This is a genomic window from Bradyrhizobium sp. USDA 4541, from assembly GCF_024171085.1.
Classification (GTDB): Bacteria; Pseudomonadota; Alphaproteobacteria; order Rhizobiales; family Xanthobacteraceae; genus Bradyrhizobium; species Bradyrhizobium australafricanum.
Map to the genome: position 1 here is coordinate 553887 of NZ_JALJZF010000001.1, position 16179 is coordinate 570065.

Sequence of the window (16179 nt, forward strand, 5' to 3'; positions counted from 1 at the left end):
GTGGAGACCCAAATGAGCATTCAGCGTTTCGAAACCGGCCCGCGCATGAGCCAGGCCGTCGTGCACGGCAACACCGTCTATCTCGCCGGCGTCGTCGCCGGCAAGGCCGCGGGCGGCAGCGTCACCGACCAGACCAAGGACATCCTGGCGATCATCGACGGCCACCTCGCCAAGGCCGGCACCGACAAGTCGAAGCTGCTCAGCGCGACGATCTACATCACCGACATGAAGACGTTCCCGGAAATGAACGCGGTGTGGGACGGCTGGGTCTCGCAGGGCAACACCCCGGCCCGCGCCACCGTCGAGGCCAAGCTGGCGGCGCCGCAGTACAATGTCGAGATCATGGTTGTCGCGGCGAAATAGACGCGACGCACGTCATCCAAAGGATACCGGATGCCCCGGATTGCAAAGCGCAATTCGGGGCATTTTCATCTAGCACTCACGCGCTGATCCGCGCTCGCTCGCCCGCAGCCTCACCGAGATCGGACTGAAGCCAGCGGGCAATCCGGCGCCATGAACCGGCGAGAGCCTTGCAGCCCATGAACAGTCCGAGGTGACCACACGGCTCGGTATGGCATTGCAGCCACGCGGGCGGCGTGGCCAAGAGCCGCGCTGTCGCAAATGCCTGGTCGGGCGGAACAACGATGTCGTTCTCTGCGGCGAGCAGGAAGACGGGCTGCTTCACGGCAGCGAGATCGACCTTGCAGCCAAGCGCAACGAAGTCTCCAGCCGCGATCCGGTTCTGGCGAAAGATCCAGTCGGTCACTTCGAGGTAGTAGGTGCCCGGCAGATCGAGCGTCTCGTCATTCCAGCGCGTGAAGCGATCGAGCAACGCCCGCGCATCCTCCGAATTGCGGTCGAGCCGCCTCTGCAGCGCCGCTTCCGCGTCACGCATGGTGAACGGGATGCTCCAGGCCTGCAGCATGTGCTTGCCGCTGATGATCCCATCCCCCTGACGGACCAGCGCCTCGAAGCCTTGCGATGGAAGCGAGGCGACCATCCGGGAAAGCTCCGACGGTACCGAGACGTCGACCGGGCTGCCGGCAAGCACAAGCCGCCGTACCTTGCCGGGAAAGCGCGCCGCATAGAGCAACGACAGCCAGCCGCCCTGACAGAGACCTGCAAGGTCGACCGGCGGCCCGATCGTGTCGACGGCCACGTTGAGATCGGACAGAAAGGTGTCGATCGAGAAATATCGCATCTCCGGTGCCGCCGAGCGCCAATCCGTGAGATAGAGACGCGCAACGCCGGCCTTCTGCAACGCCTCCATCAGGCTGTGGCCGGGGGCAAGATCCGCAATCTGCGCGCGATGCAGCGCATAGGGCGCGCAGACCAGCAGCGGCCGGCCTTCGGCCGCTCTCGAGAAATCCAGCAGGCACATCGACGGCAGCTGAAGCGCGACCGAATGGGCTGTCGTCCAGGGCAGCGCCGCCGCTTCGCCCGGCGAATCCGTGGGCTCGGGCGGACGGTTAGGGTACCACTGCGAGTATATGTCCAGCGCCAATCGCGCGGCTTCAAACGGCCATAGCCAGGCGTCCTGCGCCCAGCTGGTGCTCGCACTTCGATCCGATCGATCCGTCTTTTCGGGCAAGCTCATTCACCGATTGATCGCTACCGGGATGGTCTGGCCAACGCGGGTCACCTTCACGCCGACAAATTCAGGTCGGATCAGTTTACGCCAAACCGGCTGGCGCGGCAGCCACGCCGGGATGTCACGATCTCGCGACCCCGGCGCCGCTTGCTGCCAAGCAGCAAAAGTCCGTCGTTTCAGCGGACCAAAGCGCGATGAGATTGGGTTGAATCATCATCGCGCTTTAGCTCCTTGTTTGAGCATGATCTTTTCGGAAAACCGCTCCACACTTTTCCGGATCATGCTCTAGGCGGCGCGCGCCGTGCCCTTCTCCGCCTCGAGCTTGCGCGCGAACAGCCAGCGGAAATAGGTCAGCGGCGCATCAGCGCCGATCGCGAGCAGCTGATAGTCCGGATCGGCGTCGAACACGCGCTGCTGCGCCTCGATGATATCCTTGTCCTCGTTGAACCCTTCCTCGAGGCTGTGCCGCAGCGACAGCGCGATGTTCGGATTGTCGATGTCGAAATCGTGCAGATAGTTCCAGAAGAAGTGCGTGGTCGAGCGCGTCTCCGGCGTCATGAACTGCGCGTTGCGGTACGACCGCGTGCCCGGAACCTGGACGCCCTTCTCGACGCCCTGCCCCGCCGGCGCAAACGTCGTGTCGAGCGTGAAGATGCCGGGCACGATCATGCGGCCGATATTGCGGCGGTCGATCTTGTCGGTTTTGTTCGGGATCACCTTCTTGTGGTAGGGCGGCGGCTCGGCGCCCATGTGCCAGCGCTCGACACGGAAACCGTCGTCCAGCTTCTCGATCGCGACCGGCTTGGTCTTGTAGGCGTATTCCTCGGAGCCGCCGAGCGTGTTGGTGTGCACGAAGGCGAGATGCGCGAAGTCGCTGAGGTTGTCGACAATCAGGAGCCAATTGGCCTTGTAGTGCATGTAACCCGGCAGGCCGCGCCATCTGGGATCCTCGAGCGGCGGATAGTCGAGGATCAGTTTCGGATCGGCCTTCTCGGGATCGCCGGTCCAGATGAAGATCAGATTGTAGCGCTCGACCACGGGATAGCTGCGCACGCCGAGCTTGGCGGGGATCGTGTCCTGGCCGGGAATCTGGATGCATTTGCCGTCGGCAGCGAACTTCATGCCGTGGTACATGCACCTGATGTCGTCGCCCTCGATGCGTCCCATCGAAAGCGGCGCGGCGCGATGACAGCAGCGGTCGTCCAGCGCGACGACTTTGCCGCTCGACCCGCGATAGAGCACGATCGGCCGTTCCAGGATGGTGCGCGCGACCATCTTGCCGTCGATCAGTTCGTGATTCCACGCCGCCACGTACCAGGTGTTGCGCAGGAAAATTCCGTCGTCAGCCATCTCACCCTCCCGATGCAAGATTTGGTTGCGACGAGGCTAGGTGATTGCGGTCACCGGGATAATCCGATTTGGCTGGACACACTGTACCGGTGGATGGACAATCGGCCATGGAGTGGCGCGACTGGGAGCTGTTTTGCGAGGTTGTTGAGCATGGCGGCTTCACCGCGGCCGCGCGCGTGCTCGGCCATCCCAAATCGAGTCTCAGTGCTGCGGTGCAGCGTCTCGAAGCCAATCTCGGGCTGCGGCTGATCGAGCGCACCACCCGGCACCTGCGGCTGACCGATTCCGGCGAGACCATCTATCGCAAGGTGCGCCCGCTGTTCACCGCGCTGCACGACACCCACAGCGAGGCGTTGGCGATGTCGAGCGCGGTTGCGGGCACGCTGCGCATCAAGGCGCCTTATGAATTCGGCGCGCATCATGCGGGACCGGTCGCCTGCGCGGTGATGGGCCGCTATCCGGAACTCGCGATCAGGATCGATGTCGAGCATGACATCGTTAGTCCGATCGCCGAGAACTACGACATCGTATTTGCGATGCTGGAGGCACCGCTGCCGTCGGCCGGCATCGTGATCCGCCGCGTCTTCACGCTCGAGCGCGGCCTGTTCGCGGCACCCGCGCTGCTGGAGAAATTCGGCGAGCCGCGCACGCTGGATGATCTACGAAAGCTGCCGCTGCTGACCGGCCCCAGCGATCCGCCATGGGCGATCACCGCTCCCGGCGGCGCGGTCGAGCATCTCGCGGTCGATCGCGCACGCCTGACCAGCTCGAATGCCCATGTCCGGCTGCAGGCGGCGCTCGCGGGCCATGGCGTGCTGCGGGTCACCGCCAGCTACACCCGCGCCGCCGTCGCGGCCGGCCAGTTGCGGCGGCTGCTGCCCGATCATGTTTGCGAGCCGCTCAACGTACATGCGCTGTTGCCGGCGCGGCAATTTGTCCCGGCGAAGGTGCGCTGCTTCCTCGATGCGATGGAGGCGCATGCGCGCGGGGATCCGGAGGCCTATATCAGGCCGTAGCGGTCTTTTTTGGCCGATTACCATTTTCCCGGGAACCTGCACGGCCGGTCGGCATCCAATGATATTATTCCGCCAACAGTGAGGGCGACCCGCCATGCGCCAGGCCCATGTAACGTCCCTGCCGCCGACCAGCTCGGGCGATGCCGAGCTGGTGCAACGCGCGCTCGCCCGCGACGAGGCCGCAATCCGCGCCATCATGCAGGCGAATAATCGCCGGCTGTTCCGGCTGGCGCGCGGCATCCTGCGCAACGACCACGAGGCCGAGGACGTGGTTCAGGACGCCTATGTGCGCGCCTTTACCCATCTCGACCAGTTCCGCGGCGACTCCAGCCTCTCGACCTGGCTGTCGCGGATCGCGATGAACGAGGCGCTCGGCCGCCTGCGCCGCAGGCACAGCAGCGTCGAATGGTCCGATCTGCCGAAAGGTGCTCCTGAAGCCCAGATCATCCAGTTCCCCCTGTCGTCAACGGACGATCCGGAAAAATCCATGGCCCAGCGTGAGATCCAGCGCGTCGTCGAGCACGCGATCGACGAGCTGCCCGAGGCGTTCCGCCTCGTCTTCATCACCCGCGTGATCGAGGGCATGAATGTCGAGGAGACCGCTGAGATCCTCGGCCTCAAGCCGGAAACCGTGAAGACCCGCCTGCACCGCGCCCGCACCATGCTGCGCGACAATGTCGAGCGGAAGATCGGCCCCGTCGTCATGGAGGCCTTTCCCTTCGCGGGCAAGCGCTGCGAGCGATTGACCGAGGCGGTTCTGAAACGGCTGCGCGCCACGGCCTGAATTTTTCGGGAACCTCTGCTCGTCCGCACCATCCAACTCCTGTGCAAGCAACGACGCGCCGCGCGCTACGCCCGGCTCAACAGGAGTGTCAAACCATGTTCGTTCGATTGGGTATCGCGGTCGCCGCGCTCAGCCTCCTCAACTGCGCTGCGCTGGCGCAGGGCGCAAAGCCGACCGATCCGCAGATCGCGCACATCGCCTATACGGCCGGCGTGATCGACATCAATGCCGCCAAGCAGGCGGAAGAGAAGGCCTCCAACAAGGAGGTCAAGGCGTTCGCCAAGGACATGGCGCGCGACCACGAGGCGGTGAACAAGCAGGCGCTCGACCTCGTCAAGAAATTGAAGGTGACGCCGGAGGACAACGACACCAGCAAGGCGCTGTCGAAACAGGCGGCCGACAAGCTCGCCGAACTCGGCAAGCTGAAGGGCGCCGCCTATGACAAGGCCTATATCGACAACGAGGTCGCCTACCACAAGGCCGTCAACACCGCGCTGGAGACGCAGCTGATCCCCTCGGCCAGCAATCCCGAGCTGAAGGGCCTGCTGCAGACCGGCCTGAAGATCTTCCAGGGCCACCAGCAGCATGCCGAACACGTCGCGGCCGGCCTGAAGTAAGGAGGCGCGCGATGTTGCCAGGACGCTGTCTCGCAACGCTGGCTTTGCTCGCGCTCGGCGCGATGGCCGTCCCGGCGCATGCGGCCACCATCCAGATCGTGATGGAGAATCTGGTGATCTCCCCGGCCGAGGTGTCGGCCAGGGTCGGCGACACCATCGAATGGGTCAACAAGGACGTGCTGGCGCACACCGCCACCGCAAAGAACGGCGACTTCGACGTGACGATCGCGCCGAAGAAGACGGTCAAGTCGGTCCTGACCAAGGCCGGCACGGTCGACTATTACTGCCGCTACCATCCCAACATGAAGGCGGTGCTGACCATCGCACCATAGCCCGCGCGATGACCTCAGAGGTAATCGATCGGCGCACGCGAACCTTCGATAGTCCGGACCGCCGCACAGTCCGGCACTATCGAAGGAGAGCACCATGACCGACCATGCCACCATCGCCCGCCGCTATATCGATCTCTGGAACGAGCGGACGCCGAGCCGGCGTCGCGAGATGCTGAGCGAGAACTGGACCGCCGATGCGCGCTATATCGATCCGCTGATGAACGGCGACGGCCATGAGGGCGTCGACGCGCTGATCGCCGGCGTGCAGCAGAAGTTTCCGGACTTCCGCTTCAAGCTGATCGGGGAGCCGAACGGCTTCGGCGACCATGTCCGGTTCTCCTGGGGCCTTGGCCCTGACGGCGTCGACAGCCCGATCAAGGGCACCGACTTCGCCATGTTGAAGGACGGCCGGATCAGGAGCATCACCGGCTTCCTCGACCAGGTGCCGGGCGCCTGAGGCGCCGCTTCCACGCCGGCGACGTCGCTGCCAGAGCGTTTTCGAGCGAAGTGGATCCCGGTTCGCGTCAAGAAAAACGCGTCAAAACAAAGAATAGAGAGCCCCGTTCCGATTCCATCGGAACGGAAAAGGCTCTAGTCTTCCCGAAACACAGGGAGGACGCCATGAAGGCAGATTACGCCTTCGAGACTTCTGTCGTCAGCGACATCACGCCGGCGCTGCTGGCGATCGGCCGCGACATCTTTCCGCAGGCCCTGATCGGCGCGCTGCGCCGCGTCGCCGGGGTCGGCCATTGCATGGTGTTCTCGTTCACCGGTCCGCGGACCGCCGCGTGCCTGCTCGATGTCGGCAACATCCCGACCGGGCGCGACCTCGGGATCGCCTATTCCGAGCATTTCCATCAGGCCGACCCGAACCGCGATGCGGTGTTCGAGGGACGGGCGCAGCCCGCACCGATCGTGCTGCCGACCTTCGCCCGCCGCATGTACAGCGACGGCTACCGCAAGATCTTCTTCGACGACTCCGACATCGTCGACAAGTTCGCGTCCGCGATCTGGACCGGCGACACCTGCTTCTATGTCAACTTCTACCAGATCACCGCGCAAGGCCGCTTCAGCCGCGAGCAGATCGCGCGCCTGGCCGCGGTCGCGCCGGCGTTGACGGCGGCCGTGGCGCGGCATTTCCAGCGCGACCCGGCAGCGGATGTTGATCCGATCGAGCGGTTGAAGACCCTGTTTGCGACCGCCGAACCGCTCGCCAGCCTGACCGGGCGTGAGCAGGAGGTCTGCCTGCGCATCCTCTCCGGCCTCAGCTCGGAAGCGATCGCCGCCGAGCTCGGCATCGGGCTGCACTCCGCCCTCACCTATCGCAAGCGCGCCTATGACAAGCTCGGCATCTCCTCGCAGAACGAGCTGTTCGCGATCGCGCTGCGCCTGATGGCCTCGGCGCGCCAGTTGAACTGAGCGTGCTCCAGGCGATGGTCTCCCGCTGTCCCCAGCGGTGGGGACAGACGGGCCGCGCCGCCCGGCCTATGCTCGGTCCGAAAACCCGAGGCCAAACCGAGATCACGTCGTGAGCACCGCGCCCCATTTCAATATCGACGTCCCCGCCTTCTGGCAGGATCCCTACCCGGCGCTGGCGCGTATGCGCAAGGAGGCGCCGATCGCCTTCGTGCCGCAACTCGGCAGCACGCTGCTGTGCAGCCGCGACGACATCTTCATCTCCGAGAAGCAGATCGACGTGTTCTCGTCGCACCAGCCCGAGGGGCTGATGAACAAGCTGATGGGCCACAACATGATGCGCAAGGACGGCGATGCGCACATGAACGAGCGCAAGGCGATCTTTCCGGCGATCTCGCCCAAAACGGTCAGATCGCACTGGACGGCGCAGTTCGAAGCCCACGCGACGCGCATCCTCGACGAACTGAAGCCGGATGGCGTGGTCGATTTCGTGCAGGCGTTCGCGCTGCCGTTCTCGGCCGAATGCCTGAAGTCGATCACCGGCCTCACCAACATGCGCTTCCAGGACATGAACGCGTGGTCGCAGGGTATGATCGACGGCATCGCCAATTATGTCGGCGATCCCGCGATCGAGGCGCGCTGCCATGCGGCGACCTCCGGGATCGATGCCGCGATCGACGACATGGTCCCCAGGCTGCGCAAGACGCCCGACCTCAGCCTGCTCGGCGTGATGCTGCAGACCGACATGCCGATGGAGAGCGTGCGCGCCAATATCAAGCTTGCGATCTCGGGCGGCCAGAACGAGCCGCGCGATGCGATCGCCGGCACGGTATGGGCGCTGCTGACCCATCCCGACCAGCTTGCGCTGGCGACCAGCGGCACGATCCCGTGGCTGCAGGTGTTCGAGGAATATGCGCGCTGGATCTCGCCGATCGGGATGTCGCCGCGGCGGATCGCAAAGCCCTGGACGATCAGGGACGTCGCCTTCGAGACCAATGAGCGCGTGTTCCTGATGTTCGGCTCGGCGAACCGCGACGAGAAACACTTCGACAAGCCCGACGCGTTCGACGTGCGCCGCGACGCCAGCAAGAGCATCGCGTTCGGTGCCGGTCCACATTTCTGCGCCGGCGCCTGGGCCTCGCGCGCCATGGTCGCCGACGTCGCGCTGCCCGCGATCTTCAAGCGGCTGAAGAATCTGCGCCTGATCGAGCACCAGCCGGCGCGGATCGGCGGCTGGGCGTTCCGCGGCCTGCTGGATTTGCCGGTGACGTGGGACGCATAGCCCCCGTTACCGTCCCCAGCGCAGCACGACCGGATCGAGTGTCCGCGCGATCTCGATCAGCCCCGCGCGCGTCGCCGGATGCAGCGGTTGCAGCGGGTGGCGCACTGCATCGGACTTGATGACGCCGCCCTCGCGCATCAGCACCTTGCAGGCCTGCAGCCCGCATTGCCGGTTCTCGTAATTGATCAGCGGCAGCCAGCGCGCATAGGCCTGCACCGCCTCGTCGCGCCGGCCGGCGAAGAACGGATCCATGATCTGGCGGATGCCGTCGGGATAGCCGCCGCCGGTCATCGCGCCGGCGGCGCCGGCATCGAGATCGGCCATCAGCGTGATCGCCTCCTCGCCGTCCCACGGCCCCTCGATCTCGGCGCCGCCCTTCTCGATCAGGCCGCGCAGCTTGTTCGCCGCCATCGGCACCTCGATCTTGAAGTACCTGATATTGGCGAGCTCCTTCGCCATCCGCGCCAGGAAATCGACCGAGAGCGGCGTGCCCGCGACCGGCGCGTCCTGGATCATGATCGGGATGTTGATGGCATCCGACACGATCCGATAAAACTCATAGATGGCTGGCTCGCCGACGCGGAAGGTCGCGCCGTGATAGGGCGGCATGATCATCACCATCGCAGCCCCGGCGGCTTCCGCCTCGCGGCTGCGCGCGGCGCAGACCGCCGAGGAGAAATGCGTGGTGGTGACGATGACGGGAATGCGGCCGGCGACATGCTCGAGCACCGTATGCATCACGGTCTCGCGCTCGGCGTCGGTCAGCACGAACTGCTCGGAGAAATTGGCGAGGATGCAGATGCCGTGGGAGCCGGCGTCGATCATGAAGTCGACGCAGCGCCGCTGGCCATCGAGGTCGAGATTGCCGTTGGCGTCGAAGATGGTCGGCGCCACGGGGAAGACGCCGCGATAGGGGCGCTTTGCGACTGATGTCATGATAACGACCTCCCAGGTTGTTGTCGGATTTTCTTGTCAGCTCTGGCGGAACGGCAGCGGCGGGCCATCGAGCCGGCGCAGGCCCGGCTCGCGGCGCTCCAGCCACCAACCATACTGCTTCGGCCAGGACGCAAACACCTCGCCGCCTGCACCGCCGAGCGCGAGCTCGGCGTGCAGCGGCCAGTTCGGATCGAACAGCGCCTCGCGGCCGATCGCGACCAGGTCGGCCTGGCCGTTGGCCAGGACATCTTCTGCCTGCTGCGGATGCAGGATGAGGCCGACCGCGATGGTCGCAATGTCGGCGGCGCGGCGGATCTCATCGGCATAGGGCACCTGAAAGCCGTAGCCGCGCGGAATCCGCGCCGCGGTCGCCGAGCCGAGCAGGCCGCCCGACGAGCAATCGATCAAATCGACACCGCGCGCCCTGGCTTCGCGGGCGAACGCGACCTGGTCCTCGAGCGTCAGGCCGCCGTCGATACCGTCGACCGAGGAAATCCGCACCGACAGCGGCCGCTCCGCCGGCCAGGCCGCGCGCACGGTCTCGATGATCTCGAGCGGATAGCGCATCCGCCCGGCGCGATCGCCGCCATAGGCATCGGTGCGGCGGTTCGACAATGGCGAGAGGAATTCATGCAGCAGATAGCCATGCGCGCAATGCACCTCGACGAATTCGAAGCCGGCCTCCACCGCGCGCAAGGTGGCGCGCCGCCATTGCTCACGCAGCGCGGCGAGTTCGGCCGCGTCGAGCGCGTGCGGCATCAGCCAGCCGTCTTCCATCGGGATCGCGCTCGGCGCCACCGTCCGCCACGGCAGATCGCCGCGGCCGCGGTCGGCCTCATCGAGGGCGGCATTGCCGTACCAGGGACGCTGCATGCTGGCCTTGCGGCCGGCATGCGCGAGCTGGATCGAGGGCACTGCGCCATTGTCCTTGAGGAAGGCGGCGATCCGTTCGAGCGGCGCGATCTGCTCGTCGTTCCAGATGCCGACGTCGCCATGGGTGATGCGGCCCTCCGCGGTCACCGCCGCAGCCTCGACCGTCACGAGCCCGGCGCCGCCCTGGGCAAATTTACCAAGATGGACAAGGTGCCAGTCATTGGCCAAGCCGTCGGTTGCCGAATACTGGCACATCGGCGAGATCAGGATGCGGTTTCGGGAGGTCACGCCGCGAAGCGTGATCGGCTGAAACAGAAGCGGCTGCGACATCGGGACCTGCGGGACGGTGTTGGCGGGAGAAATCGTGGCGGAAAGCTAGGCGGCGCGCCCCGGGATCGCAAGTCATGCCGCGGCGCAGGCGGCAAGACCTGCACGCATGCAGCACTTGCGGAGCGGCGCGATCTGCAAAACCGGCAACATCTGCCGCAGAAAATTTCCCGGCGGGTAGACACTTTCGGTCATCCCCGGGTCACGTCACGGATCGCAATTCGTCGCGGACATCCCTACATTGTCGGCATGAAGAAAATCGGATTCCTTTCGTTCGGGCACTGGACGCCCTCGCCGCAGTCGCAGGCCCGCTCGGCCGCGGATGTGCTGCTGCAATCCATCGACCTTGCGGTCGCGGCCGAAGAGCTCGGCGCGGACGGTGCGTATTTTCGCGTCCATCACTTCGCCCGCCAACTGGCCTCGCCGTTCCCGCTGCTGGCGGCCGTCGGCGCCAGGACCAGCCGGATCGAAATCGGCACCGCCGTGATCGACATGCGCTACGAAAATCCGCTCTACATGATCGAGGACGCCGGCGCGGCCGACCTGATCGCGAGGGGACGCCTGCAACTCGGCATCAGCCGCGGCTCACCCGAGCAGGTGATCGATGGCTGGCGCTATTTCGGCTATCAGCCGGGCGAGGGCGAAACCGATGCCGACATGGGCCGGCGTCATGCCGAGATCTTCCTCGACATGCTGCGCGGCCAGGGATTTGCGCAGCCCAATCCACGGCCGATGTTTCCCAATCCTCCCGGCCTGCTGCGGCTCGAACCACTCTCGGAAGGCCTGCGCGAGCGCATCTGGTGGGGCGCCGGCTCGAACGCCACCGCGGTGTGGGCGGCGAAGCTCGGGATGAACCTGCAAAGCTCGACGCTGAAGAACGACGAGACCGGAGAGGCTTTCCACGTCCAGCAGGCCGCCCAGATCCGGGCCTATCGTGCCGCCTGGAAGGAAGCCGGGCACACGCGCGAGCCGCGGGTCTCGGTGAGCCGCAGCATCTTCGCGCTGGTCGACGATCGCGACCGCGCCTATTTCGGCAACGGCCAGGAGGAAGACCAGATCGGCTTCATCGACGAGAGGACGCGCGCAATCTTCGGCCGCGGCTACGCCGCCGAGCCGGACAGGCTGATCGAGCAGCTCAAGACGGATGAGGCGATCGCAGAGGCCGATACCTTGCTTCTGACCGTCCCCAATCAGCTCGGCGTCGATTACAACGCGCATGTGATCGAGACGATCTTGACCCAGATCGCGCCCGCTTTGGGCTGGCGCTGAATCCATCGCGAACGTCAGCGATACTCGCCCGGCGCGCAGCCTCGTCACATCGAGCAGGACCGGGATAAGGACCCGCGCCGGCCGTCTTCTAGGGGGCTGTTGAGAGGGAACGGCCAGGCGCGGGCTTGAACCGACCGTTCTCGCCGGAGGTCGGTCGGCTCTACTCGACCAATGCCGGAACCCGCGACATCGTTCCGGCGGAACTTCGTTCTCAAACGCGGAGAACTACGGAAACATAACTGCGCGTTGTGAGAAGAACAGGTCGAGTACGGTGCGTTAGGCGCGCACGTTGCGTGAACAGATCGCCGTAATATCCCGGGATAATAACGAAAGGCCGTCTGCGGATCCACTGGGTCAGGAATCCCTGTCGCGATTGCGCCGGGTGAGGTCGAGCCGATCGACGCGCTCATCGATCCGCCGGTTCAGCTCCTCGTCTTCTCGCGTATTGCTGCCGCGACGGGCGCGAACCACCAATGCACAACATCCGAGCAGAACGATCGCGAAGAACGCGTAGTACCACCATGCCATGCACTGATCTCAAATGAACGCTCGCGATACCGCCGGAAAAGTCATCGTTCAGGCCGATGAGGACGCGCCGACCTTGGCGCATAATAAGGGTTCACCAGACAGGTCGCCGGCATGCCCACAGCGCTGGCCTGGCACTGATCTATCGACGTGAAGATGCAGTCCATGCGCTCGCCGACCAACTCACCGTAAACATGCATGCAGACGGGATAGCGCGGATCATACATTTGCGCGGATGCCGGCCTCGTCATCCAAAGCGCGCCCAGCGCAAGCAGCAGCGCTCCAAGCAACCTCACGTCACGTCTCCTGCTGTCGCCAAATACATTGCCATGCCGACAAACTGTCCCGCGACATTTGCCTGAAGGCTGGAGCGGGCGAAGGGAATCGAACCCTCGTATGCAGCTTGGGAAGCTGCCGTTCTACCATTGAACTACGCCCGCAATGTCTTGATATTGCTTGTCTTTTTTCATCAGGCCAAGCTTGCTTGGCACGCTTTTGGCACGGCCTTGATCCCAGCGGATACCCAAATTCATACGAACCTCCGCGTGGTGTCAAGCGATGCAGCTAAAGGCAATTTGAAGCGGGCGTCTGACGCGCTTACGAGCGCGAACACGCCCCTTTTTGCCGATTGGCCGCGCGCCAGGTCTACTTCCTCGGGCTTTGGCCGTCCGCGCCTGTAGGATCATCATACATGCGCTTACGCATTTCCATGTCCTCCTCACTTCTCCTTTGTTCCGCAGCGATTTGGAGATCGAGGCTCTTGATGTCCCGTGCGGCGAACGCCTGTACCTTCCCATTATCGTCAGACAGCCAAGGCACCAGCGCCTCCCGCTTTTGCTTATAGGCCTCAACCAACCCGAACTCCCCCGATACGATCCCGGTAGTCTGCAACAATGTGGAAAGCAATTCGAGTAACTCGTCATCTAAAGGAAGTACTCTCACGATCTCTTTGCACAGATCGTAGGGAATAGCCTCGCCGCGATAAGCCGAAAGGATACGAAGGACGAACTCCGCTTCTTCGCGGGTGCCGGCTCGCAAGCGTGAAGATAACTTGCTTCGCAGCGCGTCCGGGCATCCGGGGAAACTCGCCGCGATCAGGCGCCCGCCGGTAAATTCGAACATCAGATCGCCGCTGACGAACGTTTTGCGTACAATTTCCAGGGCATAATCTACGATGTTTGTGAACCGATTTTGAAGCGTGTAGAAGCGGTGGGGAATTGCGCGATACGAACTGGTCGCCGTTTTCGCTGCGGCGTTTGTCAGCCGCTCGCCGAAGAAGTTGAAGACGCGTTCGGGAAATCGCTCCGCAACGATCGTTAGCAACATGTCCGCGTGAGTTTCGATCTGCTCAGCAGGAATAAGGCTGTCCAAAATGACTGCAGCCTGATCTTCCGTGAGATCAGCAAGAGGGGATCGGTCTTTAGGAAGGTACCACGCAAGGTCGACCCATCCGGTATCCTTTTTCTCAGCGAAGTACTGGACGCCGGGGATCAGTATCGTAGCAATTAGGTCTGGCGTGCCATCTGCGTAACGGTAGAACACCGTCCCCAAAATCTGTGACACGACGGCATGGCTATCTAACCTGATCCCGGCCTGCAAAATTTTGGAAAGGACGACATTGTCGAGCTTCGCCGCAAACCGATAGTAGTGTGCGATCTGGACTAGGTATCTGTCCTGAGACAGCCACTCGGAAATTTTGGCGGGCACTTTCAATGCAAGGCTGCTCTCCTCCAAGCCGGAGAGCATGACCCCCAAGAATCCCGTCAGTTTGTCGTCGAGCTTTTCCATAAAGCCGAGCACGACCACGGGCTGCGCCTTGCTCAACTTCTTCAGGAACTCCCCGAAACTGGGAAACGTCGCTAAGTCGTTCGATTCTGTTTGCGCGCATCGTTGAATGATCGAAAACCACTCGTCGGCATTCGTCTCATCGATTTCGGCTACAAACTCGTCTATCCGTGCCTTGCGATATTCATCCTCTTGCGCAGGGTCTGAATTCTCGTCCTCCCACATGATCGGGAATACGGAATCGAAGCCAACGAGCGTCTTGTAGATCGTGAACTTCGCGTTCGCGTCGATTCCTTCACGGAATCGCTGGATGCTCTCGCTCAGCATGCCTATAGCCGTGAGGGTCGCCGCGTTCGATTTGGGATCGTTGCGAATGCCGATTGACCGCCGATGCAACCAGAGAATACGGTTTTCAATCCTTTGCAGGCTCTCGTACGCGTCACGAGGCGCACTTTCGTGATAGAAATCCACGACCCGAGCGCTGTCATTGAGCACGTCGATCAGCAAGTCATCTGAAAAATTCGCCTGACTAGGCATGCCCGTCGCCGAAAATATCGTTTGCTCGGTGCCGCTCCGCTCCTGGTCAGAGGTCGCAGTGCGGTACAAGTCGAACAGAATATCGAGGGCGTCCGATCGCAGCTTCCGCAGCACTTCGCTTGGCACGACGGCGCCCCAGTGCAAGGTTACCGTGTTGTAGCTGCTTGAGGTCCCCTCTACCTCAGTACCGAGTACTTCACCAAGAGCCTCGCGGAGAACCGGCCGCAGCGGCTCTCTTTGATCGTGCGCGAGACCTCGAATCTGCTGAACAAGGATCATTTGCGCGGCCGGACCTGCTTTCTTCCAAACATCCAGATTGTGTTCGGCCGTCTTTTCAATGACTTGAAGCACGTGCTTCCGTTCTTCATCCGTTTGGGCTCCGGGGAAGAGCTGGCAGACGGCATCGAAGGTGATTTCCACCGAAACGTATCGAAGGCGGATGAAGATTTCAGTCGCGATCTCCGCAACGCGCTCCGCGGTCCTGCCCGGGAGGTTTCCGAAGGGTGTTTCAATGGGCCGCACTTTAGTTGCGCGCGCCGCTTTGATCGCGGCGACTAGTTGGTCCTTGATTTCCGGGTAGACGCTTGCCGGATCATCGTAGTGCGGCACGACATAATCGCGAAAACGCTCCAAGAGTTCGACACGTGCATTGTTATCAGAGCATTCCGCCAGCACTTTCAGTGCGCCCCGGTCGAGGATTTCCTTGCCGCTCATGAGGCGCTCGAAGTCGTCGAGGGCCTTCTGGAACTCATACCCAGCTGGGAGGAGATGAGTCTTCATAATGCCATGGAGGCGCGCCTTGATCGCTTCGAAGAGCTGGACCCCGAACCCCTCGAGCTTGGGCGCCTTATAGAGAATGTCGTGCTCCATCTCAGACCACGCGTGATTGAGCGTCGTCTGAAATTGCACTTCGCAAGCGAGCCCCGCGAACCGAGCATACTCCGCTAGTTTTGTGCGGTCTTCCTTCAGGCCCACGACAAAGTTGTGCGAGATGAAGAGATCGTCAGGGTCGCTCTTGCCCGGAACGGGATAGTGGATTTTCGTCCGTTCCCAATCGACGTGGAAGTTATCTTGGATGATACCGCTTTGTAGGAAGCGTGCGACATCGGAGTTGGTGTAGAAGATCAATCGGCAGCCCGCCAAATCCTTGATGTCGCTTTCAAGGGTTGTCGTCGTTACAATACTGCGATCCTCAAGTTTCTTCCTCAGCGAATCGACGTTCTTGGCGCGATGCTGGACTTGTTGCAGCCGCAAGGTCACCGGGTACGCTTTGAGCGCCGTGCTCAGTATGGAGGCGACGGTTTCAGCAAGCTCGGCGTACACGAACTGCTTCGTTCCGGAATATGTTTCAAAATCCATAGAAGTGCGCTGCCGTCACTATGCGCGTTGAATAGGCGGCCTTGGAATTATAAACACAGCCGCGCGTTACGGAGGAGATAAACGATTCTCGGGGGAAGGACCACAAAGGCACTACACTTGAGGCTGGATGAGTACGGTCGCACGCGGATGATATATCTGATGCCCGGCGATCGCTCACTT

The 16179-nt window shown here is 62.9% G+C and carries 16 protein-coding genes and 1 tRNA gene; 9 read left to right on the forward strand and 8 right to left on the reverse strand.

Annotated elements, in window-relative coordinates:
• Window positions 1-12: 12 nt before the first annotated feature.
• Window positions 13-363, forward strand: coding sequence for a RidA family protein (locus tag J2R80_RS02705; RefSeq protein WP_076832423.1), 351 nt, complete (start codon window positions 13-15; stop codon window positions 361-363).
• 76 nt (window positions 364-439) lie between these two features.
• Here the strand turns inward: J2R80_RS02705 and J2R80_RS02710 are convergent, their stop codons facing one another.
• The gene (locus tag J2R80_RS02710) at window positions 440-1597 is read right to left on the reverse strand and encodes an alpha/beta fold hydrolase (protein WP_083715161.1); all 1158 of its coding nucleotides are present in this window, start codon (window positions 1595-1597) and stop codon (window positions 440-442) included.
• Window positions 1598-1876: 279 nt separating this feature from the next.
• Window positions 1877-2941, reverse strand: a complete 1065-nt coding sequence (locus tag J2R80_RS02715; RefSeq protein ID WP_076832425.1) for an aromatic ring-hydroxylating dioxygenase subunit alpha — start codon at window positions 2939-2941, stop codon at window positions 1877-1879.
• Window positions 2942-3048: 107 nt separating this feature from the next.
• Here J2R80_RS02715 and J2R80_RS02720 point away from each other — a divergent pair, with 107 nt between their 5' ends.
• The 7 genes from J2R80_RS02720 (at window position 3049) to J2R80_RS02750 (ending at window position 8388) form a co-directional block, all read left to right on the forward strand.
• Window positions 3049-3957: a LysR family transcriptional regulator gene (locus J2R80_RS02720; RefSeq protein WP_076832428.1), complete on the forward strand. Its 909-nt coding sequence runs from the start codon at window positions 3049-3051 to the stop codon at window positions 3955-3957.
• Between the two features lie 94 nt (window positions 3958-4051).
• Window positions 4052-4741 carry an RNA polymerase sigma factor gene (locus J2R80_RS02725; RefSeq protein ID WP_076832431.1) on the forward strand — a complete coding sequence of 230 codons (690 nt, stop codon included), beginning with the start codon at window positions 4052-4054 and terminating at the stop codon, window positions 4739-4741.
• A gap of 95 nt (window positions 4742-4836) precedes the next feature.
• The gene (locus tag J2R80_RS02730; protein ID WP_057016034.1) at window positions 4837-5358 is read left to right on the forward strand and encodes a DUF4142 domain-containing protein; all 522 of its coding nucleotides are present in this window, start codon (window positions 4837-4839) and stop codon (window positions 5356-5358) included.
• Window positions 5359-5369: 11 nt separating this feature from the next.
• Window positions 5370-5690 (forward strand): cupredoxin domain-containing protein, encoded by a 321-nt coding sequence (locus J2R80_RS02735; RefSeq protein ID WP_194295405.1) that lies wholly within the window; start codon window positions 5370-5372, stop codon window positions 5688-5690.
• Between the two features lie 94 nt (window positions 5691-5784).
• Window positions 5785-6147: a nuclear transport factor 2 family protein gene (locus J2R80_RS02740; RefSeq protein WP_076832433.1), complete on the forward strand. Its 363-nt coding sequence runs from the start codon at window positions 5785-5787 to the stop codon at window positions 6145-6147.
• Between the two features lie 164 nt (window positions 6148-6311).
• Complete coding sequence (locus J2R80_RS02745) at window positions 6312-7109, forward strand: helix-turn-helix transcriptional regulator (RefSeq protein ID WP_253637925.1); 798 nt, start codon at window positions 6312-6314, stop codon at window positions 7107-7109.
• A gap of 109 nt (window positions 7110-7218) precedes the next feature.
• Entirely contained in the window at window positions 7219-8388 is a 1170-nt protein-coding gene (locus J2R80_RS02750; RefSeq protein ID WP_076832438.1) for a cytochrome P450, read from the forward strand.
• Between the two features lie 6 nt (window positions 8389-8394).
• On the opposite strand, the gene J2R80_RS02755 is transcribed toward J2R80_RS02750, so the two are convergent.
• Both J2R80_RS02755 and J2R80_RS02760 read right to left on the reverse strand, forming a co-directional pair.
• Entirely contained in the window at window positions 8395-9324 is a 930-nt protein-coding gene (locus J2R80_RS02755) for a dihydrodipicolinate synthase family protein (protein ID WP_076832441.1), read from the reverse strand.
• A 36-nt stretch (window positions 9325-9360) separates the two neighbouring features.
• Window positions 9361-10527, reverse strand: a complete 1167-nt coding sequence (locus tag J2R80_RS02760) for an NADH:flavin oxidoreductase/NADH oxidase (protein ID WP_076832443.1) — start codon at window positions 10525-10527, stop codon at window positions 9361-9363.
• 246 nt (window positions 10528-10773) lie between these two features.
• Between J2R80_RS02760 and J2R80_RS02765 the strand changes: the two genes are divergently transcribed.
• Window positions 10774-11793 (forward strand): LLM class flavin-dependent oxidoreductase, encoded by a 1020-nt coding sequence (locus J2R80_RS02765; protein WP_057016030.1) that lies wholly within the window; start codon window positions 10774-10776, stop codon window positions 11791-11793.
• Between the two features lie 354 nt (window positions 11794-12147).
• On the opposite strand, the gene J2R80_RS02770 is transcribed toward J2R80_RS02765, so the two are convergent.
• The 4 genes from J2R80_RS02770 to J2R80_RS02785 form a co-directional block, all read right to left on the reverse strand.
• A complete protein-coding gene (locus tag J2R80_RS02770) occupies window positions 12148-12321 on the reverse strand; it encodes a hypothetical protein (protein WP_194295406.1) in 174 nt (57 codons plus the stop codon).
• Window positions 12322-12362: 41 nt separating this feature from the next.
• Complete coding sequence (locus J2R80_RS02775) at window positions 12363-12614, reverse strand: DUF3551 domain-containing protein (protein ID WP_076832446.1); 252 nt, start codon at window positions 12612-12614, stop codon at window positions 12363-12365.
• Between the two features lie 70 nt (window positions 12615-12684).
• Window positions 12685-12758 (reverse strand) — tRNA-Gly (locus tag J2R80_RS02780).
• Between the two features lie 205 nt (window positions 12759-12963).
• Window positions 12964-15999, reverse strand: coding sequence for a RelA/SpoT domain-containing protein (locus tag J2R80_RS02785; RefSeq protein ID WP_253637926.1), 3036 nt, complete (start codon window positions 15997-15999; stop codon window positions 12964-12966).
• Window positions 16000-16179: the final 180 nt, after the last annotated feature.